The organism is Paenibacillus suaedae (assembly GCF_032337355.1).
Lineage (GTDB): Bacteria > Bacillota > Bacilli > Paenibacillales > Paenibacillaceae > Paenibacillus_B > Paenibacillus_B suaedae.
Genome location: NZ_JAVYAA010000001.1, coordinates 667,698 through 687,226 on the forward strand (window position 1 = coordinate 667,698; position 19,529 = coordinate 687,226).

At 47.9% G+C, this 19,529-nt stretch carries 15 protein-coding genes; 6 read left to right on the forward strand and 9 right to left on the reverse strand.

The genetic code is table 11. The annotated features are described in order from the left end of the window. Positions 1–6: 6 nt before the first annotated feature. Entirely contained in the window at positions 7–1,182 is a 1,176-nt protein-coding gene (locus RQP50_RS02945) for a glycosyltransferase (protein ID WP_072727213.1), read from the forward strand. Here the strand turns inward: RQP50_RS02945 and RQP50_RS02950 are convergent. The 4 genes from RQP50_RS02950 to RQP50_RS02965 all read right to left on the reverse strand — a co-directional run bounded on the left by RQP50_RS02950 (position 1,179) and on the right by RQP50_RS02965 (position 6,024). Further along, positions 1,179–2,870, reverse strand: coding sequence for a DUF4214 domain-containing protein (locus RQP50_RS02950; RefSeq protein WP_315743121.1), 1,692 nt, complete (start codon positions 2,868–2,870; stop codon positions 1,179–1,181). The two genes, RQP50_RS02945 and RQP50_RS02950, sit on opposite strands and share 4 nt — an antisense overlap. Before the next feature lie 31 nt (positions 2,871–2,901). Continuing rightward, the gene (locus RQP50_RS02955; RefSeq protein ID WP_142543971.1) at positions 2,902–4,008 is read right to left on the reverse strand and encodes a DegT/DnrJ/EryC1/StrS family aminotransferase; all 1,107 of its coding nucleotides are present in this window, start codon (positions 4,006–4,008) and stop codon (positions 2,902–2,904) included. Positions 4,009–4,048: 40 nt separating this feature from the next. Further along, positions 4,049–4,690 carry an acetyltransferase gene (locus RQP50_RS02960; RefSeq protein ID WP_072727211.1) on the reverse strand — a complete coding sequence of 214 codons (642 nt, stop codon included), beginning with the start codon at positions 4,688–4,690 and terminating at the stop codon, positions 4,049–4,051. 242 nt (positions 4,691–4,932) lie between these two features. Beyond that, positions 4,933–6,024: a glycosyltransferase family 61 protein gene (locus tag RQP50_RS02965; RefSeq protein WP_072727210.1), complete on the reverse strand. Its 1,092-nt coding sequence runs from the start codon at positions 6,022–6,024 to the stop codon at positions 4,933–4,935. A 274-nt stretch (positions 6,025–6,298) separates the two neighbouring features. Here RQP50_RS02965 and RQP50_RS02970 point away from each other — a divergent pair, with 274 nt between their 5' ends. The 3 genes from RQP50_RS02970 (at position 6,299) to RQP50_RS02980 (ending at position 8,840) form a co-directional block, all read left to right on the forward strand. Then, on the forward strand, positions 6,299–6,862 hold the full coding sequence (locus RQP50_RS02970; protein ID WP_083544851.1) for a CmcI family methyltransferase: 564 nt from the start codon (positions 6,299–6,301) through the stop codon (positions 6,860–6,862). A gap of 128 nt (positions 6,863–6,990) precedes the next feature. Then, the gene (gene leuB / locus RQP50_RS02975; RefSeq protein WP_315743127.1) at positions 6,991–8,070 is read left to right on the forward strand and encodes a 3-isopropylmalate dehydrogenase; all 1,080 of its coding nucleotides are present in this window, start codon (positions 6,991–6,993) and stop codon (positions 8,068–8,070) included. Between the two features lie 224 nt (positions 8,071–8,294). Continuing rightward, positions 8,295–8,840: a peroxiredoxin gene (locus RQP50_RS02980; protein ID WP_021254513.1), complete on the forward strand. Its 546-nt coding sequence runs from the start codon at positions 8,295–8,297 to the stop codon at positions 8,838–8,840. Between the two features lie 74 nt (positions 8,841–8,914). Here the strand turns inward: RQP50_RS02980 and RQP50_RS02985 are convergent, their stop codons facing one another. The 5 genes from RQP50_RS02985 to RQP50_RS03005 form a co-directional block, all read right to left on the reverse strand. Continuing rightward, positions 8,915–10,903, reverse strand: a complete 1,989-nt coding sequence (locus tag RQP50_RS02985; RefSeq protein WP_315743130.1) for a glycoside hydrolase family 15 protein — start codon at positions 10,901–10,903, stop codon at positions 8,915–8,917. 4 nt (positions 10,904–10,907) lie between these two features. Next, complete coding sequence (locus RQP50_RS02990; RefSeq protein WP_315743132.1) at positions 10,908–13,337, reverse strand: sugar phosphate nucleotidyltransferase; 2,430 nt, start codon at positions 13,335–13,337, stop codon at positions 10,908–10,910. After that, entirely contained in the window at positions 13,334–16,297 is a 2,964-nt protein-coding gene (locus tag RQP50_RS02995) for a 1,4-alpha-glucan branching protein domain-containing protein (RefSeq protein WP_315743134.1), read from the reverse strand. Before RQP50_RS02995 ends, RQP50_RS02990 begins: the two co-directional genes overlap by 4 nt. Beyond that, positions 16,294–16,839, reverse strand: coding sequence for a DUF4912 domain-containing protein (locus RQP50_RS03000; protein WP_315743136.1), 546 nt, complete (start codon positions 16,837–16,839; stop codon positions 16,294–16,296). The genes RQP50_RS02995 and RQP50_RS03000 overlap by 4 nt, the downstream gene beginning before the upstream one ends. Positions 16,840–16,975: 136 nt before the next feature. Further along, on the reverse strand, positions 16,976–17,209 hold the full coding sequence (locus tag RQP50_RS03005) for a KTSC domain-containing protein (protein WP_021254518.1): 234 nt from the start codon (positions 17,207–17,209) through the stop codon (positions 16,976–16,978). A gap of 180 nt (positions 17,210–17,389) precedes the next feature. Between RQP50_RS03005 and RQP50_RS03010 the strand changes: the two genes are divergently transcribed. Together RQP50_RS03010 and RQP50_RS03015 are read left to right on the forward strand one after the other, a co-directional pair. Further along, complete coding sequence (locus RQP50_RS03010; RefSeq protein ID WP_021254519.1) at positions 17,390–17,797, forward strand: hypothetical protein; 408 nt, start codon at positions 17,390–17,392, stop codon at positions 17,795–17,797. A 266-nt stretch (positions 17,798–18,063) separates the two neighbouring features. Next, positions 18,064–19,485, forward strand: coding sequence for an ATP-binding protein (locus RQP50_RS03015; RefSeq protein ID WP_315743142.1), 1,422 nt, complete (start codon positions 18,064–18,066; stop codon positions 19,483–19,485). Positions 19,486–19,529 lie beyond the last annotated feature (44 nt).

A 19,529-nucleotide genomic window follows, 5' to 3' on the forward strand; every position in this document is an offset into this window, starting at 1 on the left:
TGGATAATGAGAATTATGATATGGTGCGCGAATATGATATCGGCAGGCGGCGGAGCAAGATTGCTATCGAATATGCTGCCTGCGATGGCTCGGCAGGTTGATATTGATCTCGTACGATTAGTCATTGCACCTGACACGAAGTTCAAAGAGAGAACCGATACGGTCAGCTACCCGAATATCGACATTGTGTATTTTAACGGAAGCATTCAATCGCCAGAAGCGAGGGTGCTGTTAGCAGATTGCCATGTTGTGTATTTCTTCTGGCCGCATGGGCCTGCTTATGTGAAGGTAGATCTTCCGACGATATGCACCTTTCATGATGCAACTGTCTTTGACTTTGTACCACCCTATGTGTCAGGCGCCGTTATTGAGCAGGCTTGGCGGGAAGCGAAGGAATGGCTTAGTAACATGACCTCAATTGTCGTATCCTCACGCCATGTACAGACTAGGCTGCTCCATCATTTCGGAGAGGTAGGCAACAGCGCGACCATTATTCCGCACGCCATACTGCCAGCAGATCCGATAAGTCATCTCGTCAGCGATAACGTGAGCCCTGATGTGGCCGTCCGTCTCCCGCCGCAATATGTGGTCTACCCAAGTAATATATCTCCGCACAAAAATCACTATAATCTGCTGTTGGGATATTCCAGGTGCACCGCAGTTAACAAAGTCCCGCTCGTACTGTTTGGACATCATACAGAATTGCTGCGAGTTGTCCCTCCACAATGGCCGGAACAAATGTATGTGCCTACGCTGATTTCTTTATTATCAAGGACAGGGCTTCGCTTGGATGCAGACATCTATCCGCTGGGGTTCATTCATGACTCTAACGTGATTCCTCTAGTTCGCAACGCGCAAGCACTTATTATGCCGAGCATGTCGGAGGGGGGAGGAAGCTACCCCGTAGAAGAAGCGCTGCGTCTTGGTGTACCGGTGCTGTGCTCGGATATTCCTGTGATGAGAGAGCATATGGCAAGACATAGCGCGGAGATCATCTGGTTCGATCCGGAATCCCCTGATTCCATCGCACAAGCACTGAATTTATTTTTTGAACATTCCAGTCATTACAAATCGTCTGCTGTGCAAGGCATGAATGATCCAACAGACACGTGGGATTATATTGCAAGCCAATATATTCATGTCTTCCGTGTTGCCTATTTGAAATATTACGGCATGATTTAGACCGGGTTCGATATAACATGTTGGAGAAGGGCGTAGTATTCGTTCGCAACATCCGACCAGCTTCGCTGCATTGCTCCTTGAATCACTGCCTGTTGTCCTGGCACTAAGGTATGGCGATATACCCATAGAGCGCGAAGACTGGCTTCGATCTCGTCTACGGAGTATGGATTGAAGGCCAGGAAGGCGCTCATATTGGGAATAATTTCGTTCGTCACCTCTAGATTGGCCGCAGCGACAGGTGTTCCTACTGTTAAGGATTCAAGAATAGGGAAAGGACAGCTGCCTTCAAACAAGGTAGGCACGATTGTGCCGATTGCATATTTGTAGAGAGAAGGCATGTCGGAGGTCGGAATTCTGCCGATGAACATGAGACTATTTAAAATTTCAGGATCTTGAACATGATGCAGCATGCGCATGACATCGGCTTCTTTTGGACTGCTGGACAATTGATCAGTGAAGACGAGTCGCAGACGCGAATGGTATCCGTCTATCGTTAAACGGAATTGAATAAATGCAGCAAGAAGCCGCTCGAAATTTTTGTGAAGGCGAAGTACGGTTGGAAAAACGATATATTCATGATGAAGCTGATATTTCACTCTAAAATGCTGCTGATCCATAAATGAAAAGGTTTGATACTCGTCACTAGGTGGAGCAAGTCGGATGACATGCGTTTTGTGTGCAGGCAGCCCAGCAATGCCAATTGCATGGTGAGTTCGTACATAATTCGAGTTCGATACAACCGCCGCGGCTTTATGCAAAATATAATAGCCATTTCGATCCACACGGTGACAAAATTCTGGGTAGGTAGAGAAATAAAGCTCTTTAAACTGATGATGAACGAGATCATGCAGACATAAAATATACGGCTTTTTTAAAAACATGGCCAAATCGAGCGAGATAATGGGGACGATCCATATCTCAGCGGGTACATTCGTATTGAAATGCTCTACATTATTGGAATGGTGGATATGAACTCTGCCCGGAAACATTGGTCTTAACGGTGAGAAAGACTGTTCTGCATCGGCGTAATTATAGCCAGTAGCAGCAATATGAATGTGCACGTGTGGAAAGTTGGACAACATTCCTCTCGTAAGCCGATAGAGGAAGCGGCCAATTCCTTCACCATCCATGGCTAGCGGGTGCGGATAAGCTAAGAAAATCCCAACATGCTGAACAGTTCGCGGGAATGCTGTTAGACTAGAAGAAGCGTTGGGATCCGATTTCAACGGTGGATGCGGATGTGCAAGCAATTGTTGAAATTCTGTGGTATTCAAAAATTGCCGGAGCATTAGTTTCTTACTATGTTTGGCCATTAATCCCTTCAAATGGCCTCGCAAGCCCTGTGAGTCTGGATTGCGGCATAACAGTTCATCATATAAGGAATGGATGAAGAAAAAAGGCTCCGCGGCGTAAAAACGCCGAATGAGACTAGCAGCGGAAGTAGCTTCAGTAGGAATAAAACTTGTAGGGGGCCTAAGGTAGTTCTGCTCTGCCTCCTCACTGCACATGACTTGCTCAATAATACTTAGTTTGGTCTGCCGAGAAGTCAACAGTCTCATATAGTGCTGACTCTCTACCGCTCCTGGTTCGCGGTTAAGGAGCTGTCGAAACAGCTCGGTGATGAAATGTTGACCATCCTGCCTCCAGATTGCTTGTATGAAATGGATGAGTCGAAATTGCAGATCCAATAATGTCTCCTCCTAACAGCTCATTTGTTCGTCACAGTATATCTTGCAAGGATTGGCAGATATACTGAATATCCTGTTTGGTTAATTCGCCGTGGCTGGGAAGATTCATACCTTGCGATGCAATTCGGTTGGCGATCGGATATTCTTCATATAGCTGACCATCGCGATAGGGAGGAAGGATGTGCATCGGATAGAAGAATGGCCGGGTTTCAATTCCTTTGTCCTTCAGTTGCTGCATGACATGATCTCGCTGCTGCTCGGAACGGCCGTTCAACACAATACTGAACATCCAGAATACATTTTTGGCCCATATTCGTTGTACAGGCAGTGTTAGTCTGCTGTCATGCTGCAAGTAATCATAATAATGCATTGCTACCCGAATTCGCTCTCGTATATGCCACTCAACCTTCTCCAGTTGGGCGCATCCGATAGCGGCTTGAATATTCGTCATCCGATAGTTGTAACCGATGACCGGATGCCAATACTTTTTGTTCTTATCTATCCCTTGGCCTCGCAGCAATCTTATTTTCTCCGCAATGGCTTCGTTATCTGTGGTGACAACACCGCCTTCCCCAGTTGTAATGACTTTATTGCCGAATAGGCTGAATGTCGCTGTATGTCCCAGCGCTCCTGCCATTCTCCCTTTGTACTGCGCCCCAATCGCTTCAGCAGCATCTTCAATGACAAACAGATCATATTTGTGAGCAAGCTCCATGATTGGATCCATGTCGGCGGGATGTCCATATAGATGTACCGCGATAATGCCCTTCGTACGGGAAGTGATTTTTTGCTCGATTGCTCGAATGTCCATGTTCCACGTATCGGCTTCAACGTCAACGAATACAGGTAGTGCGCCGCAATACGTCACCGCATTTGCTGTCGCAACGAACGTAAGTGTAGGTACGATGACTTCGTCACCTGGCCCGACATCATGAGCAAGCAGGGCAAGATGCAGTGCTGTTGTTCCATTGCTGCAGGCGATTGCATGCTTCGATTGGCAGAAGGCAGCGAATTGCTGCTCGAATTGATCCAGATATGGGCCGTTGGAAGAGATCCAGGTCGTATTCAAACAATCCAGCACATATTTCGTTTCATTTCCATTCAAGACAGGGGTTGCTATAGGGTAGTATTTGTTCATGTTATTTCCCTCCAACATTCATGTCTGCAATTAGCTCGATTTAAATGTGAATCTGCTTAATGACGCGAGCTGGAACCCCAACAGCAACACAGGATTCTGGAATATTGCGAATGGCAACAGAACCAGCCCCCAAAATAGACCATGCTCCAATGGTAACCCCGTCGATTACTTTGGAGCCTGTGCCGAGAAAGCTTCCTTCTTTAACATGTACATTCCCAGAGAGTGTGGTGCCAGGAGCAATATGACACGCTCGCTCTATCACGGATTCATGATCGATTGTGGCACCTGTGTTAATGACTGCGTAGTGATGGACTTGAGCTTCTGAATTTATGACCGCGTTGTGCATGATCGCAATTCCTGATCCTAACTGTGAAGAGGGGGCAACATAAGCGAACGGGCTGATGGCATTGATCAGGGTAAAGCCCAGCTTCTCTACTTGAACTGCTATTTTGTAACGCAACTTGTTGTCTCCGATTGCTACAAAGGCATGGCGTATGTCATCCGCGAATAAAGTAGGCAAGATAGAATCATCGCCTAATAAGGGAATTCCCATAATCTGCGGCTTCTCCGATTTGTCCGTACATCCAATGATCTCTATCGATGAATCATGCTGCAAAATATCGATAATCACTTTTGCATGTCCGCCTGCACCAATAATTACAGTCTTTTGCTTGCTTGACACGAAGCATTTCCTCCTGACCACAGAGTCTGTACTGATACATTATGATGATTGTGAGGGGGACGACTTAGGCATAACAAATGATTGCGTCTAAAATGGGTGAAATGCAGACGTTCGTGCCAAAAGAGAGGTTGGAGAGTCTGGCCGCATTCGATAGAAGGCTATCCTTGCAAAATAAAGAAAGCCGGGGGTTTATATCCCGGCTAATTCAAGAGTCTGTTTAAGCTGGCTCATATTAACATCTCCTATTCGATTCCAGCCAGATGAAGCACGTGCCGCAGCTTATTCACATCCACATACAAGTTATCGGCACCTCCGACCGGCTTTGCAGGGTACTCAATGTCGCAGATGATTTCATAGTAGTCAAGCCCTGCATGATTGCTTATTTTCCAAAAGTAATCGTCCGTAACAGTATGCGGCGTCAGTTCAATGACCTTCGTTCCGGGATTGCAGAAGGCAAAGTTAATATTCCCGCTCCCGAAGGGGGCGACGACTGCTTGAGCAGAAGAGTATATCGCGATCTTCTCAGCAGTTGTTAGCGGAGTAAGCACAATTTTGGTAAATCCTTTGGAATGCAACAGTTCCAGCACCTCATCTTCATTGATCACGTAGCGAGCGAAAGCATCCTGTCTACTGACGTAAATTCGTTCATACCCGCTGATAGGCTGAACCGGATGGTTGTCTTTCAGTTGTCTCCGTATATACTCATATGCCCAGCGAGGACCTTTGCCTGTCATCCACGGTACTGCAGGGACAAGAAGTCTCTCGGCCATGATATGGAATTCATTTCGATCGGCCTGAATAAGCCGCTCAAGCGGGATACCCAGCATGTCCAACGATTCATATTGGAAGGAATGCGTTAGTTTGCCGATGACATATTTGTCAATTGGTATTCCGCTCTGCTGGAGCAAGTGAAATCGCGGCAATATGTCAAAAAACCAATGTCCGAAAATGGCTTGTGTGAACACCAGCTCAGGAATATTCCACCCCCATACGACAGTGCCCACCGTACCTGATTGGTAGACGGGTGGTGAAAGTGACAACATGTCATAGGGGTAAAAATATTCGACATCGAGCAAGCGTTTGTTATCCGGTGTGATGACATAGCAGTTCCCCGTAGCAAGACGGCCGTACGGCACGGTAGCTACGAAGGCTTCCTCATAGTTGCATGTTATCGGCCATCTCATAGGATCGAATCCCTTTGTTGGTCGTAGTGCGAGCGTCTCTTGCGGGTGAATCACTTTGTAAATCCCTTCGATTGGAATTCGGTGTTCATTCGCATAGGAAATCGCCCACTCTTTGGTTCGGCCATAGTACTGATCGGGGATGGTGTACATCTCATCTTCCCTCCCTATGAAAGACTTGTTTCTTGCTAGTTATTTCATTCTATGGCTCTCTCGAATGAGAAGAGACGGCAGATCATGACATGGAAAAGTACAATTCTGCGGAGTTTATATAAGAATCCTAGATTAGATTCGTATTCCTATCACATTTCCTTTTCCGTATTCATATATTGAAATCGTACATCTACATGGCTGCACATAAGGAGATGATGATTTGAACTCTACCGTTGCTGATTTTACCTCTCATTATTATGATAGTCTTGTATGGATGAACACATATTGGATGGGACAACACATTTATAAATGCCCGTTGGATTTATTTCTATATCAAGAAATATTATTTCGGGTTAAGCCAGATGTTATCGTTGAATGTGGAACCAACCTTGGCGGAAGTGCTCTGTTTTTAGCACATATGTGTGATTTGCTAGGATCGGGAAAGGTAATTACGATTGATATTGTGGAAATAGCACGCCCGCAACATGAGAGAATTACGTATCTATTAGGGGATACGATCTCGCCAGAGATCATCAATCAAGTGAAACAACAAATTTCTCCTGAAGATGTAGTGTTAGTCATACTAGATTCGGAGCATACGGAAGAGCATGTATTTCAAGAACTCTCTTTATATAACCAGTTAGTAACCAAAGGCAGTTATCTAATCGTCGAGGATACTCTGGTTAACGGCCATCCGATAATGCCTGCATTCGGGCCAGGGCCGATGGAGGCGGTTCAAAAATTCCTGTTGGAAAATGATCAATTTATCATTGATAGCAACCAGCATAAATTTTTCCTGACCTTCAATCCGAAGGGCTATTTGCTTAAAGTCAAATAATGCGAAGATTGACATGGAAGATTCTTTAATAGTTTTTACCTATAAAAACAATAGCTTTTATATCTTAGCCAACCTCGTTCATTTGTGATACAACAGGAATAACATTACTTGAACGAGGAGTGGCAGACATGGCAGAAGTGAAGAAGATAGCGATTGTTGCTGGCGATGGAATCGGACCGGAAGTCGTAAGAGAAGCGGAGAAGGTATTGAAGCGTACGGAGGAACTTTTCGGATATTCGTTCGAGACGAGTCATGGACTGTTCGGGGGAGTCGCGATAGACGAGAAGGGAACGCCGCTGCCTGAGGAGACGCTGGCTCTATGCAAGGATGCAGATGCGGTTCTATTAGGAGCAGTTGGAGGACCGAAGTGGGACAACAATCCGAAGGAGCTTCGTCCTGAGACTGGACTGCTTGGCATTCGCAAGGCGCTTGGTTTATTCTCTAATATTCGTCCTGCAGTCGTATTTGACTGTTTGAAGGATGCATCCACATTGAAGCCTGAAGTGCTTGAAGGTACGGATCTAATTGTCGTACGTGAACTGACAGGCGGGATTTACTTCGGAGAGAAGTTCCGCCGCGAGAGCGAACATGGACAGGAAGCCGTTGATACTTGTGTCTACAATGTACAGGAAGTCGAGCGCATTGTACGCCAAGCATTCGAGGTTGCTCAGAAGCGCCGCAAGAAGCTGGCTTCGGTAGATAAGGCGAACGTGCTTGAGACTTCGCGCTTGTGGAGAGAGACGGTGAACCGCGTTGCACCTGAATATCCAGATGTGGAGCTGGAGCATGTATTGGTGGATAACTGCGCGATGCAGCTGCTGCGTCGTCCGGCTAGCTTCGACGTTATCGTCACCGAGAATATGTTCGGTGATATCTTAAGTGATGAAGCAGCCATGCTCACTGGTTCTATTGGCATGCTATCCTCTGCTTCCTTAGGGGAAGGCAGCTTCGGTCTGTATGAGCCCGTACATGGTTCGGCGCCGGATATTGCAGGGCAAGGAATTGCGAATCCAATTGCGACCATTCTATCGGTTGCTCTCATGTTCCGATTGACATTCGGCTATGAAGATGCGGCACAATCCATTGAAGATGCAGTGAAGGAAGTGCTGGATAGCGGACATCGGACAGGCGATATCGCTACAGATAAGTCTAAGGCGATCGGAACGGAAGCAATGGGCGATCTGATTGTGGCAGCTATGACAAAATAATGGGATGATGATAAGGCCAACTCTTAGAAGGATGAGTTGGCCTTTGCTTTGTTGCCAGTCATTTAGGACAGACATTCATGGGAATGATCAGCTCTATATGATGACAATAGCTCCAGTAAGCCGTTGATTGCATGCAGGTTGGTTTGGGGCGTGTCATTTTTGAATCGAACGGGTAGAATGATATAATAAATGACAATTCAGTTAGTACTTAGGAGGAATTTAGCTTGGCAGAACGTTTGGTAGGCAGACCTGCTCCAGAATTCAATATGGAAACTGCAAAAGGTGACGGACAAGGATTTGGAGCAGCATCTTTGTCGGATTACCGGGAGAAATGGCTCGTATTTTTCTTTTACCCGCTCGATTTCACATTTGTATGCCCGACCGAGATAACGGCATTGAGCGAAGCTGCGGAAGAGTTCAAAGCATTGAACACGGAAATCTTAGGGGTATCCGTTGATTCCATCCACAGCCACAAAGCATGGATCAATACACCAAGAGAGCTGAATGGTCTTGGCAAAATCAACTTCCCGCTCGCCTCCGATATTACGAAGAATGTTGCACGCGACTATGGCGTCTTAATAGAAGAGGATGGCATTGCACTGCGTGGCTTGTTCATTATTGACCCAGAGGGCGAACTGAAATATCAAGTCGTGAACCATAACAATGTAGGGCGCAGCGTAGAGGAGACGCTTCGTGTGCTGCAGGCGTTGCAGTCCGGCGGATTGTGCCCAATCAATTGGAAGCCTGGAGATAAGAACTTGAACGCCTAGACGGTCTGCCAATTGGTATATAGCAAGGCAACTGAAAGGAAAGCCCCGCAGAAATCTGCGGGGCTTATTCAATTTCAAGATAAACAGGCTGCCTCCAATTGCTTGTATTTCTCAATATACTTCAGAACGGTATGAATGTATGTTGCATGTGACCAAGTTAAGGGTGCAACGGACAGTGGAGAACCATCAAATGGATCCAACTGCTCAGGAAGCAATCCGCTTGCCAGACTGTGTGCTTCCACCCAGCGCAAGGTATCATGTGCGGCTTGCAGTTCCTTCAGGTTGGAGGCGGTATCGATGTCATGGGCTGCGAACCAGAGGGTACATATGATCCACGGATTGCCGGGAGCAAGGCTCGGATCATTGCTGCGCTGGAAGTAGTAGTCTCGCCAGTAGCGCGCAACCCCCCCAGTCTGGCTGCGAATGGACAGCTTGCTCTTCAATACGCGAACGGTTGACAGTACCCGCACATCGTCAGCAGGAAGTACACCGAACATATAAATGGCTAGAATGCTGCTCTCGGGCGTACAATCCTGAGCCCATTTCCCTTCCTTCCGGTACAGTCCGCGTACGAAGCATCCGGCTTCTTCATTCCATAGATGGGCCAGCATCGCTGCCTTGATTTCCTCTGCGGCGCTGCGGAAGCGGTCAGCTCGTTCCTCATCCCCGAACAGAGATGCGAAGTTGGAAGCAGCCACTAAGCCGCTGTAAACAGCTGAAGCGGTGAAAGTGAATATTCCATACCGCTCCTCCCATAGATCATAGCTGGGCAGAGGGAGCTTCAATTCGGGATCGCGGTAGTGAATCATGAACTTGGCAGCCTTGCGAATTAAGGACTGATAGAGTGATTGAGGGAGCTCAATGTCCCGGTGATGTTCGTAATATCTCCACAGTGCCCACAGCACAAGTCCGGTCTCGTCCTCTTGGATCGGCAGTTGCGATTTGCCGTCGCGCAGATAGGGATGCCAGCTGGAACCGACGGTTCCGTCAGGATTATACTTGTGCAGCAAGTATCCTTCCGCAGTCAGCGCATCCGCACAGAAGCGGAAGAAGGGGGCTGTCATCCCATGGTATCCCGCAGCGGACATCGCTTCCGCGACAAGTGCGCCATCCCGAGGCCACATGTAGCTGTAATGATCCCGATTGAATTGCATAATGTCCGTATCATTTGCTGCAATGATTGCCCCGTTCACGTCTGTCTGCGTGCGAATGATAAGCAGGCTGAGCTTAAATAGGCGTATCAGCTCGGGCTCCAGATCGGCGAAATCAAGCTGGCGCTGATTCGACCAACGCTTCCAGTAGGTGCTGACACGCTGGATCAGTTGTGCAGGGCCGCTGTCTCGTACATATCGATCAAGTTGTTTCACCTCATCAAGTCGATTACCAACACTGAGCCAATAATAGCTCTCCCGGCTGTCTGAGCCGGGGACGATCGTGCGCAAGCAGATCGTGCTGTCAACAGAGCCTTGGGCGATAGGATTTCCCATAAGATGCCCATCCTCTGCGTCCTTCCACGTTCCCTCTGCCTGATGAAATCGCTTGATGCCTGTCGTGTATTGGTGTATGCCTGCTATTTCACCATGATGCTGGGTGATGCAGCCATTGAACATGAAGTAGCGATCTTTTTTGTAATGAAATAACGTGCCATTGTCAGGGTAATATCCTGCTGTATCGCCAACTTCCGTTTCATTGATGGACAGATCCTGGTGGAAAAATAAGCGTACTTCACGTGGGTTTGGATTACCATTCGAGATGACAATCCGCTTCAAGTAGATCGAATCCCGCTGGTGAACGGCATCATTCATATGAAGTACAATACCAAGCCCTTCGTGTTCGGCGGTTACATCGGTAACAAGCGAATCTTCTTGATAAGCCAGGCGAATGTTCCACTCTGGATCGCCTAGCCAGCTGAATTGACCTTCCACCCATACCCCGAGACGGCTGGGATAGCCTGCTGTATGATTCAGTTGACCAACATACGGATAATAGACATCCCTTACATAGGCGTGCTCGTCAAGGTTCACGAGAAATTTGCCATTTCCGACGACTAGATGGCGCGGCACGTCATCACTTCCTTAACGGGGACTGCGTCTGGATTAACCGTCCTGCATATTCATGAGCTAGAATTCGCGCTTTGGTCATACTGTCTGCTTGTGAAATAACGCGGAACAAAGGCTCTTCTTGATCCGGCTGAATAAGAATGGAGCCCTCAGGCGTCTCAATCTTAATTCCATCCAGAAATTCCGCGCGATAGGAGGACTGGCGAACCCACTCGGTCATCTCGCGCATGACACTGCCTTTGTCAGAACGGGGGCAGGTCACTTCTTCAATGGCGGTATGCAGGGTTGGAATATCCGCAACAAGTTCGTGCAGCGGCTGTCCGGTGTCTGCCATGAGCTGCAAAATCAGACTAATCGCATATAAGCGATGTGCCGCAGGTAACAAGGCGATGCCGCTCGTGGCTTCCATCTGGGAGCGAAGCGGCTCCTGCGTCCGTACGATCCTTACCCCGCTGCGACTGACAATCTGCTCTGCTGTAACAGGAGCGCTGATCGGCACCCCGATGCTCGCGTTAACGCCCGTTTGGACAAGCGCCTGCAGCAGCAGCGGAAGCAGATGATTATGATGCATGCTTGTGCCGTCACTCATATAGATGCGGAACCCTTCATCTTCGGTCAGCATGATGCCCATGTCAGCCTGAACATTTCGAATATGCTCAATAACGGCAGCTGGGGACGGCACATCAGATTGGGTATGCAACAGGATGCCTCCGGTCAGGGAAGACCATTGTTGAACGAGTGCTGCTTCTGCACCTGAGCTCTGAACGATGAGCTTGAAGCTTGCAGATTGAATCAGATTGAAGTCAATGGCCTTGGATAGTGTTGTAAAATAGGAGGTTATCGCGTGTTCTTCGCTTCTTCTGCGCCCCATATATTCGATTGGTGTTCGCGCAAAGTCTTCTTGGAAGTAGGCATTTTCGATCTTACGCTCCAAACTTTTCGCGAATGGCATTCCTCTTGCATCCATCCAGCTCATTACCATTTGTTCGAACTTGGCATCCTCGCTAGCGGACAGTACCTTGAAATGAATGCCGCCATCGGCCTTCATTGTGGTAACAGCATGCCGCAAGCATTCCAGCGGAGCGTCTCCGATATCAATGATATGAATGCCCTGTGATTGAAGTCCTGCTGCACAGGCATTCTTCATTATGGTGTCAAAAGGATGCGAAGATGCAGCCAGAACAATAGATGATTCCCGATTGAGGATCGATCCATAAGCACAGGCCAGCTTGCCGATAAATTCTGGGGTCAGCTCGCTATTCGGACTTCCGCATATTTTGCTGCCCTTGAACAGCGAGGCAGCTGCATTGCCCCAGATGAGCGTAGCATTTACGATGCTATGCGCTTCTACCTCTTTGTTCGGCCACAGTTTAACTTGAGAACGGATATGGGATTTATCGCCGATCGTACAGCCGCTTCCAATAACAGCGCCTTCTTGAATGTGTACATCACTGCCGATGTTCGTGCGGTGGAGCAGGATCGCATCTTCAATGTCGCAGTGCTTGGCAACGCGGTTTCCGTTCCACAAGATGGAGCGTGTAAGTGAGCTGTGCGGGAACACAATATTGCCGGAGCCGAGAATGGTATATGGTCCGATCGAGCAGGATGGGTGGAGGATCGAATCTGATCCGATATAGGCAGGTCCGCTTAGCCTAATACGGGAAGGGAGCCTCACGCCTGACTCTACGAATAGACCTGGCATCGGTTCTGCTGCTTGAATGTGCACATCTACGCGGCGATCGAGCATATCGAATTGAGTCTGCCGATATTGCTGTAAGTTTCCAATATCTGACCAGTATCCGGAAGCAGTATATCCGTATAGTCGCTGCTGTTCTTGAAGCAGTCTTGGGAAGAGATGCAGACTGAAGTCATAGCTTTCCCGCTCCGGAATCCAATCTAATATTTCTGGCTCCAATATATAGATGCCAGTATTGACGGTGTCGCTGAATATTTCTCCGTAACTAGGCTTCTCAAGGAAGCGGGAGACCCGGCCCTCTTCATCGGTCATGACCACCCCATATTCGAGAGGCAAGCTTACTTGCGTCAGTACCATCGTAGCGATTGCATGCTTCTCCTTATGATAGTGGATGGCCTGGCGCAGATTGAAGTCGGTCAAGGCATCGCCGCTGATGACGATGAACGATTCGTTAAGGAAGGACTCAGCATTCTTAATGCTGCCTGCCGTACCGAGAGGAGCGTCCTCCTCGAAATAATGCAGCTGCACGCCATATTTGGAGCCGTCACCGAAATGGTTGCGAATCACATCGGGCAAATATTGTACGGTAACGGCGATTTGATGAATGTCGTACCTCTTCAACAATTCAATAATGTATTCCATGCACGGACGATTCAATAGGGGAACCATTGGCTTTGGTGTGCCTAGTGTCAACGGTCGAAGCCGTGTACCTTTGCCGCCTGCCATAATCACTGCCTTCATCGAGCGATCACTCCTTCATATACTTGTCTCGTTGACACAGCTATCGTATTCCAGTCGTAGTGCGCTCGAACCTTCTGTTGTGCTTTTACAGCCATTTGAGCAGCTCGCTCAGGATGGAGGAGGAGATCCGTTACATGCCATGCTAATGATTCAATATGACCTGGGAGTGCTTTGTATCCATCTACAGCATGATCAATGATTTCAGCGAGTCCACCCGTGTCTGATACGACAACAGGTGTTCCGAACCGCATTGCTTCAAGCGCAACGATTCCGAAGGGTTCATATAGACTGGGGAATACACATACCGATGAGGCTGCAATCCACGCATCCCGTGCCTCATCCTGTACAAATCCAGCGAAAAGGATATGTTCTTGCAGTCCTAACTGTGCGGCCTGAGCCTCTAATTGCTGTCTCATGGGTCCAGTACCGGCGATAATCAGCTTCGCTTGTGGAATAGACTGTATAATAAGTGGCATTGCCTCAATGAGAATATGGATGCCCTTCTCATAGACAAGGCGGCCAACATAGAAGAGAAGTTGGGAATCTACTAGATCAGTGCGATGTTCTAGGTTGTTGATCGAACCAGCTGGTATAGCTGTGTCAATCGCGTCAACCCCATTTGGTATCATGGTAACGCGCTGCCGTGTAAGATCGAACAGAGATGCGACCTCCTGAATCATGGCATGGCTGCACACAATGGTATGGTCGGCCTCTGCTGTCAAGCTTGCTTCCATGTCATGGATTCGCTGCTGAAGCTCGCCGTGCAGCCGGCCATGATTGCGTCCATGCTCGGTGGCATGAATGGTAGCAACCAGCGGCCAATGGTAAGTCTGCTTCAAGTCTGCTGCGGCAGGGTAGACAAGCCAATCATGGGCGTGCATGAGGTCGAAGGTCAGACCGGCATCTACGAGATCATCAACGAGTGATGAAATGGCATCATTCATATGGAACACCCAATCCATGAACTCTAGTGGAGCGGCTGTCTGTATAAGTGGGACACGATAGACGTGAACCCCATCCATTAGCTCATAGTCAGGTGCGCCTGGCACTTCGCGAGTGACCACATGAATTTCGCATTGCTTCTTGCTTAAATGGCGGGAGAGATCATATACGGCTCGTGACAGCCCGCCTACAACGAGCGGCGGGAACTCCCAAGCTATCATTAAGATGCGTTTGCTGGAATGATATTGTGGATGATGTGCCAAGATAGGTTGGGGACAGCTGAATGGTATAGTTCGTTTGGTAGGGGGATAGGCTGCATTGAAATGGTACATTCGCTCGTTTGAATGCCTAGCTCTGCTGGATAAAAGCCGATAATCAACTGTAGGGAAGCAAGGGTATTCTCCCTCCATTCGCTCAACAAGTACTTGGTCGTATACGCCCCGCTCAATCATGTCCAGCAGGTTGTGGCATCGCTCCAGATGCTGGGTCGTTCGCTTCCCAGCATACTCGGTCACCGTCCCTGCATCTACGATGAAAGCCCAATCGCTGCTCGCTGCGAGCATCCATTCGGTGATAGCTTGATTGATAATGCGCTCTTGCATGTCATGGAAGCTTGAAGCTGCCTCCTTATCGATATGGGATACAGTGTGCAGGATTCGATCTTCTGTCTCATGAAGACGTGGATACATCCAGTCATTTCCCTGCTGCAGCCAGACATCCGCATATCCGCCGCGTCCCCAACTACAGAACGATAATTGAGCCTTTTCCTGCTTGGGGTATCGCGATAGGTAATCACTTGGTGATACGAATTCAATGCGCTGTATATGATGGCGGGTTCGTTCCGACTGCTCTCGGAATAATGCTTCTATCCATAGCGGGCCTTCGAACCACCAATGTCCGAATAGTTCCGCATCATAGGGGCTGATGGCGATCGGAAGGCGATCCCCATCTACCTGAGCCGCTTCAAGTTGAAGTTCTCTGTTGTTCAAGAAGTGACGTGCGTGTTCCCTAGCTTTGTGCAGGGCCCATTCTGGTCGGTATGGTTCTTTAGGAACGTCATGTACTCCGGTAATTCGATAATATTTGAGTCCTGTATTGATTCGTGCTTCATTATCCAGCAGGTGAGGACGAATATAATCCCATTCATCTGCACTGTTCCAGCCAAGATCGTAGCCGATGTCGCGATAGTATTCTCGATAATCATGGTCACCCGGATACCCTTCGTGCGTGCTCCATACTTGTCTTGAGGAATCTGGATCGCGTGCGAAGGCGAATACCCCTCCTCCTGTATCGATAGGAGCATAATGCATGGCTGTTGGCTGCGGCATTGCATTGACGAATCCATGGTGATCAACAATAAAATATTGAATCCCGCATTCCTGAAGAAGCGGGCTAAGTTCTGGTGCGTAGGCGCACTCTGGCAGCCAGATTCCGTTAGGCCGTCTGCCGAGCAGCCGCTCGTGTTCCCGCATCCCCACCTCAATTTGCAGGTAAGCTAGGGATGGCTGCTTAATTAGAGGGAGGAAGGCATGAGTTGCAGCACATGTCATGCATTCCAAGTTCCCTTTTTGGACATAATGCCGATATCCATTAATGACATTGCCTTCGAGCCGAGCGTAGATGGACTTCAACTGATGCCACCGCTCCACATACATTGCAGCGACGTCCTGCAGGCCATTGTGGCCTGCCAATCTCTTTACTTCGGATTCAGCCAAGTCAATCGAACGCTGCAAGTGGGATTCAAACCGCACTTTCATCTCCGCATCGTCCATCATGGACAGCAAAGTCGGGGTTAACGTCATCGTCAGGCGAAACGGGATGTTGTCTCGCTCAAGCTGGCCGAAGGTATGAAGCAGTGGGAGGTACGTCTCCAACATGGCTTCGAAAAACCAGCGTTCTTCCAATGTGCGCTGTACATGCGGGTGGCGCACATAAGGCAAATGTGCATGCAGAACGAGGGATACTAATCCTTGCGTGTGCATGCTGGGATGAGAGCTTACTGGGACAAATGCGTTCATTCACAAACTCCTTCTCGATTTTCATATAACGTATAAGATGAGAATGATGGAAATGGCGATCCAGCTTCTGTTTGCTCCAAATGTATGGCTTGTAAGGCACCCATCTGCTCAGGGAATTCGCCATATGATTGCAAGTAGGGGGTATGAACGAATGTTGAACGTGCAAGTGGTACAAAGGATTGCGATGCCGGAATGATCCCATAATCAGCTATGTATGAACGATTCGGCTTAACAGGATGCAGATATACGGAGCTCTCATGCGATTCCACGGGATGCAGTAATACTTGGTTAGATGCGCCTAGCTTGCAGTGAGGAAAATCGGCACGCGGTACTTCATACAGCTGTATCGCTTTGGTCATTTCGTTCCAGCCCATTCGATAGTGTCGCTCTACGGCTACTTGTGTGCGTGCTGTGATGAACCAATAGGCGAATAGGGTAAAGGGGTCTTTAAGTAACAATTGCAAGGCAGAATGTTGACGATAGGATGATGGCGTCCGTGCATCGGCAGCAGGAATAAGCGCTCCTCCTTTCCTGGAAATCACTTCATGCTTCAACCTATACTATCCATGCAATCGGTGTTTCATGTCTGTTCCTTTTATGAATATTTGAAAAAAGGATTGGAACCTTTGAAAATGAAAATGCTTTTACATTTGATTTCAAACTTGGCAATATTGACGCTCACACATGTTCATGACGCTTCTTCAAGCTTGAATGTAACAGACCTTCCGAAAGTTTCATGACATCGTCGTATTGATTGTCAGAATGCATTAACTGCTCGAACCAGCTTGACGATATGGATGAAAATGCGTCTTGCTTCCCATCTGCATAGTGCACAACTAATTTGAGATTTGATTCGTCATAATGTACGTATTGAATTTGCTTCGAGGCGATGAACAGTACATTTGATTTCATAAGTATGCCTCCCGCTTCTTTGTATTATTTACATCTATATGCCCATGGGCACACAGTTATACGCGGGGAGCTTAAGGTAGGACGTTTGAAGGAAGTTTTATCAGAATTAAAGGAATTATTAGAGGGGCTATCGAATACACTACAATAATCTTAGCTTACCGCAGAGCGAGGAGGGAGAACATGAGCTTTTGTTGTGGAGCAAGCATGATCGGGACAACGGGTACCCTGCAGCATTATCGAACACGCATTCATAATGTTCCCCTGCTGCTGTGTCCGGTCTGTCATCGCATTGAAGTCCATTACTTAGTTGAAAGCGAATACGAAATACTGGCGGAATATTCATCAGATGACGGTGCGGAAGAAATTGACTTCCGTGACTATGTACACACAGATGATGAAGGTATGTTCGAGAACTGTATTAATCAAGAGCATGATGATCCGCTAGAGCTAGTGAAGACACAAATCGATAATGCGCTTGATTTACTTGCATTGGCCAAGCAGTGGAAAGATACACAATGGGAAGCGGAGCTGAAGCGTCGATTGGCCCTAATGAGTCGTCGCAGAGCGAAGCTGCTGAAGCAAAAATAGAAGCTGTCTGTCATATAGGATAAGAGGAAGAGGCGGCAGCCGATCGTCAAACAGCGTGCTCCGAGGCGCGTTCATCGTAGGGCGATAGGCGCATGGCGCCTCTTTGTCGTGCAATGAGATGGGCTTTTAGCTTACTTTTAAGGGAAATGAGCTTATTTGTCCATTTTCGACATTATCTAGTGTTGACGATTTTGCCAAAAGTTTACTATGATGAAGCTGTTGGGACGAACCTGGATACGGTTACCGTACAAATGAGGTGAGCCACATTGACCACGGACTGCAAGCATCAAGTGCGAAGTGAGAATGAGTGGATTCAAAGATATTGTAGAGGGCTGTGGAATTATATCATGAACGGGGACGAGAAGGAACTGCATGTGGCGAGGGAATTAGCCATGGAGCTACATTCACTGGAGCTGCAGCAGGATCTCCTTAGCTTGCACGAGGATGCAATGTTTACTGTTCTGGCCCATGTTGACTGGAATGATGGGGTTAAGGCATTTCATCGTTCGTTCCTATATTTCTTAGAGTGGATGATAGCTATAAAGACAGAAGAGAGAGGCAAGGAGGGGATTGCAGTGGCGCTGAACCCGATACGTGAGCCTTGGATTCAGTCCGCACAAGCTTTATTTTCCACCAAGAGCGTTCGTGACAAATACGAGAACGTGCTTCAGCATATGGATAGCGGAATCGTATTATTTGACTGCAGCGGCGTACTGTCTTTCATTAATGTGGAGACCGCCAAGCTGTTGGATGTACCACGCAAAGCACTTGTAGGTTGTTCCTTGCGTGAAATGCTTTTTCATCCTTTACTCAAAAGGGACAAGCGCAAAATGCTCCTCCGTCTCTATAAAGATACTATCCTCCAAAGAAAGCGCTATCACGAATTCTCCGATCGTCTGGACCGACATTATCTTGTCACCGTCACCTACGGGGATCAGATGGATGGCGATTATTTATTTAGCATTAAAGATGTATCTGACTTCAAGCGCATCGAACAAACGGCATATCAAAATGACAAGCTCGCTATTCTTGGTAAAATCGCCGCAGCTATTGCGCATGAAATACGCAACCCATTAACCTCGATTCGCGGCTTCATTCAATTGCTCAGGCCGCATCTGATGCAGCTTGGCAAGGAAGAGTACGCGAAGATTATTCTCGCAGAAATTGATCGTGCCAATGATATCATCTTTGAATTTCTGAATTCCTCCAAACCATCAGCTCCTATGACCTCAGAAGTTCCTGTCTCATCCCTTCTACGAGAGGTTGTTCTCCTGACCGAAAGCGATGCTGTTATGAAAGGCTGCGAGATTGAATTAGTCGACAACTCCGCTTCGGGCTCATTATTTGTATCCATTGATGTGAAGCAGATTAAGCAGGTTATATTGAATATGATACGCAATGCGATTGACGCGATTGATGATGTGGCCGCTGTACGGAAAGGGCATATCCGCATCGTGACGGAGCGGGACGATCGGTTCGCGAAGATACATATTCGGGACAACGGAAGAGGGATGTCCCTGAAGACGATGGAGCGCTTATTCGATCCATTCTTCACAACGAAGGCCGATGGTACTGGACTCGGGTTGTCTGTCAGTTATCGAATTATTAAAAATCACGGCGGGTTAATTGAGGTAGACAGCCAAGAGGGAGAATGGACGCTGTTTACGATTCAATTGCCGCTCGCATAAATACTTGTAAGGGCAAGAAGCCTCACCAACGCAGCCGATGTCTG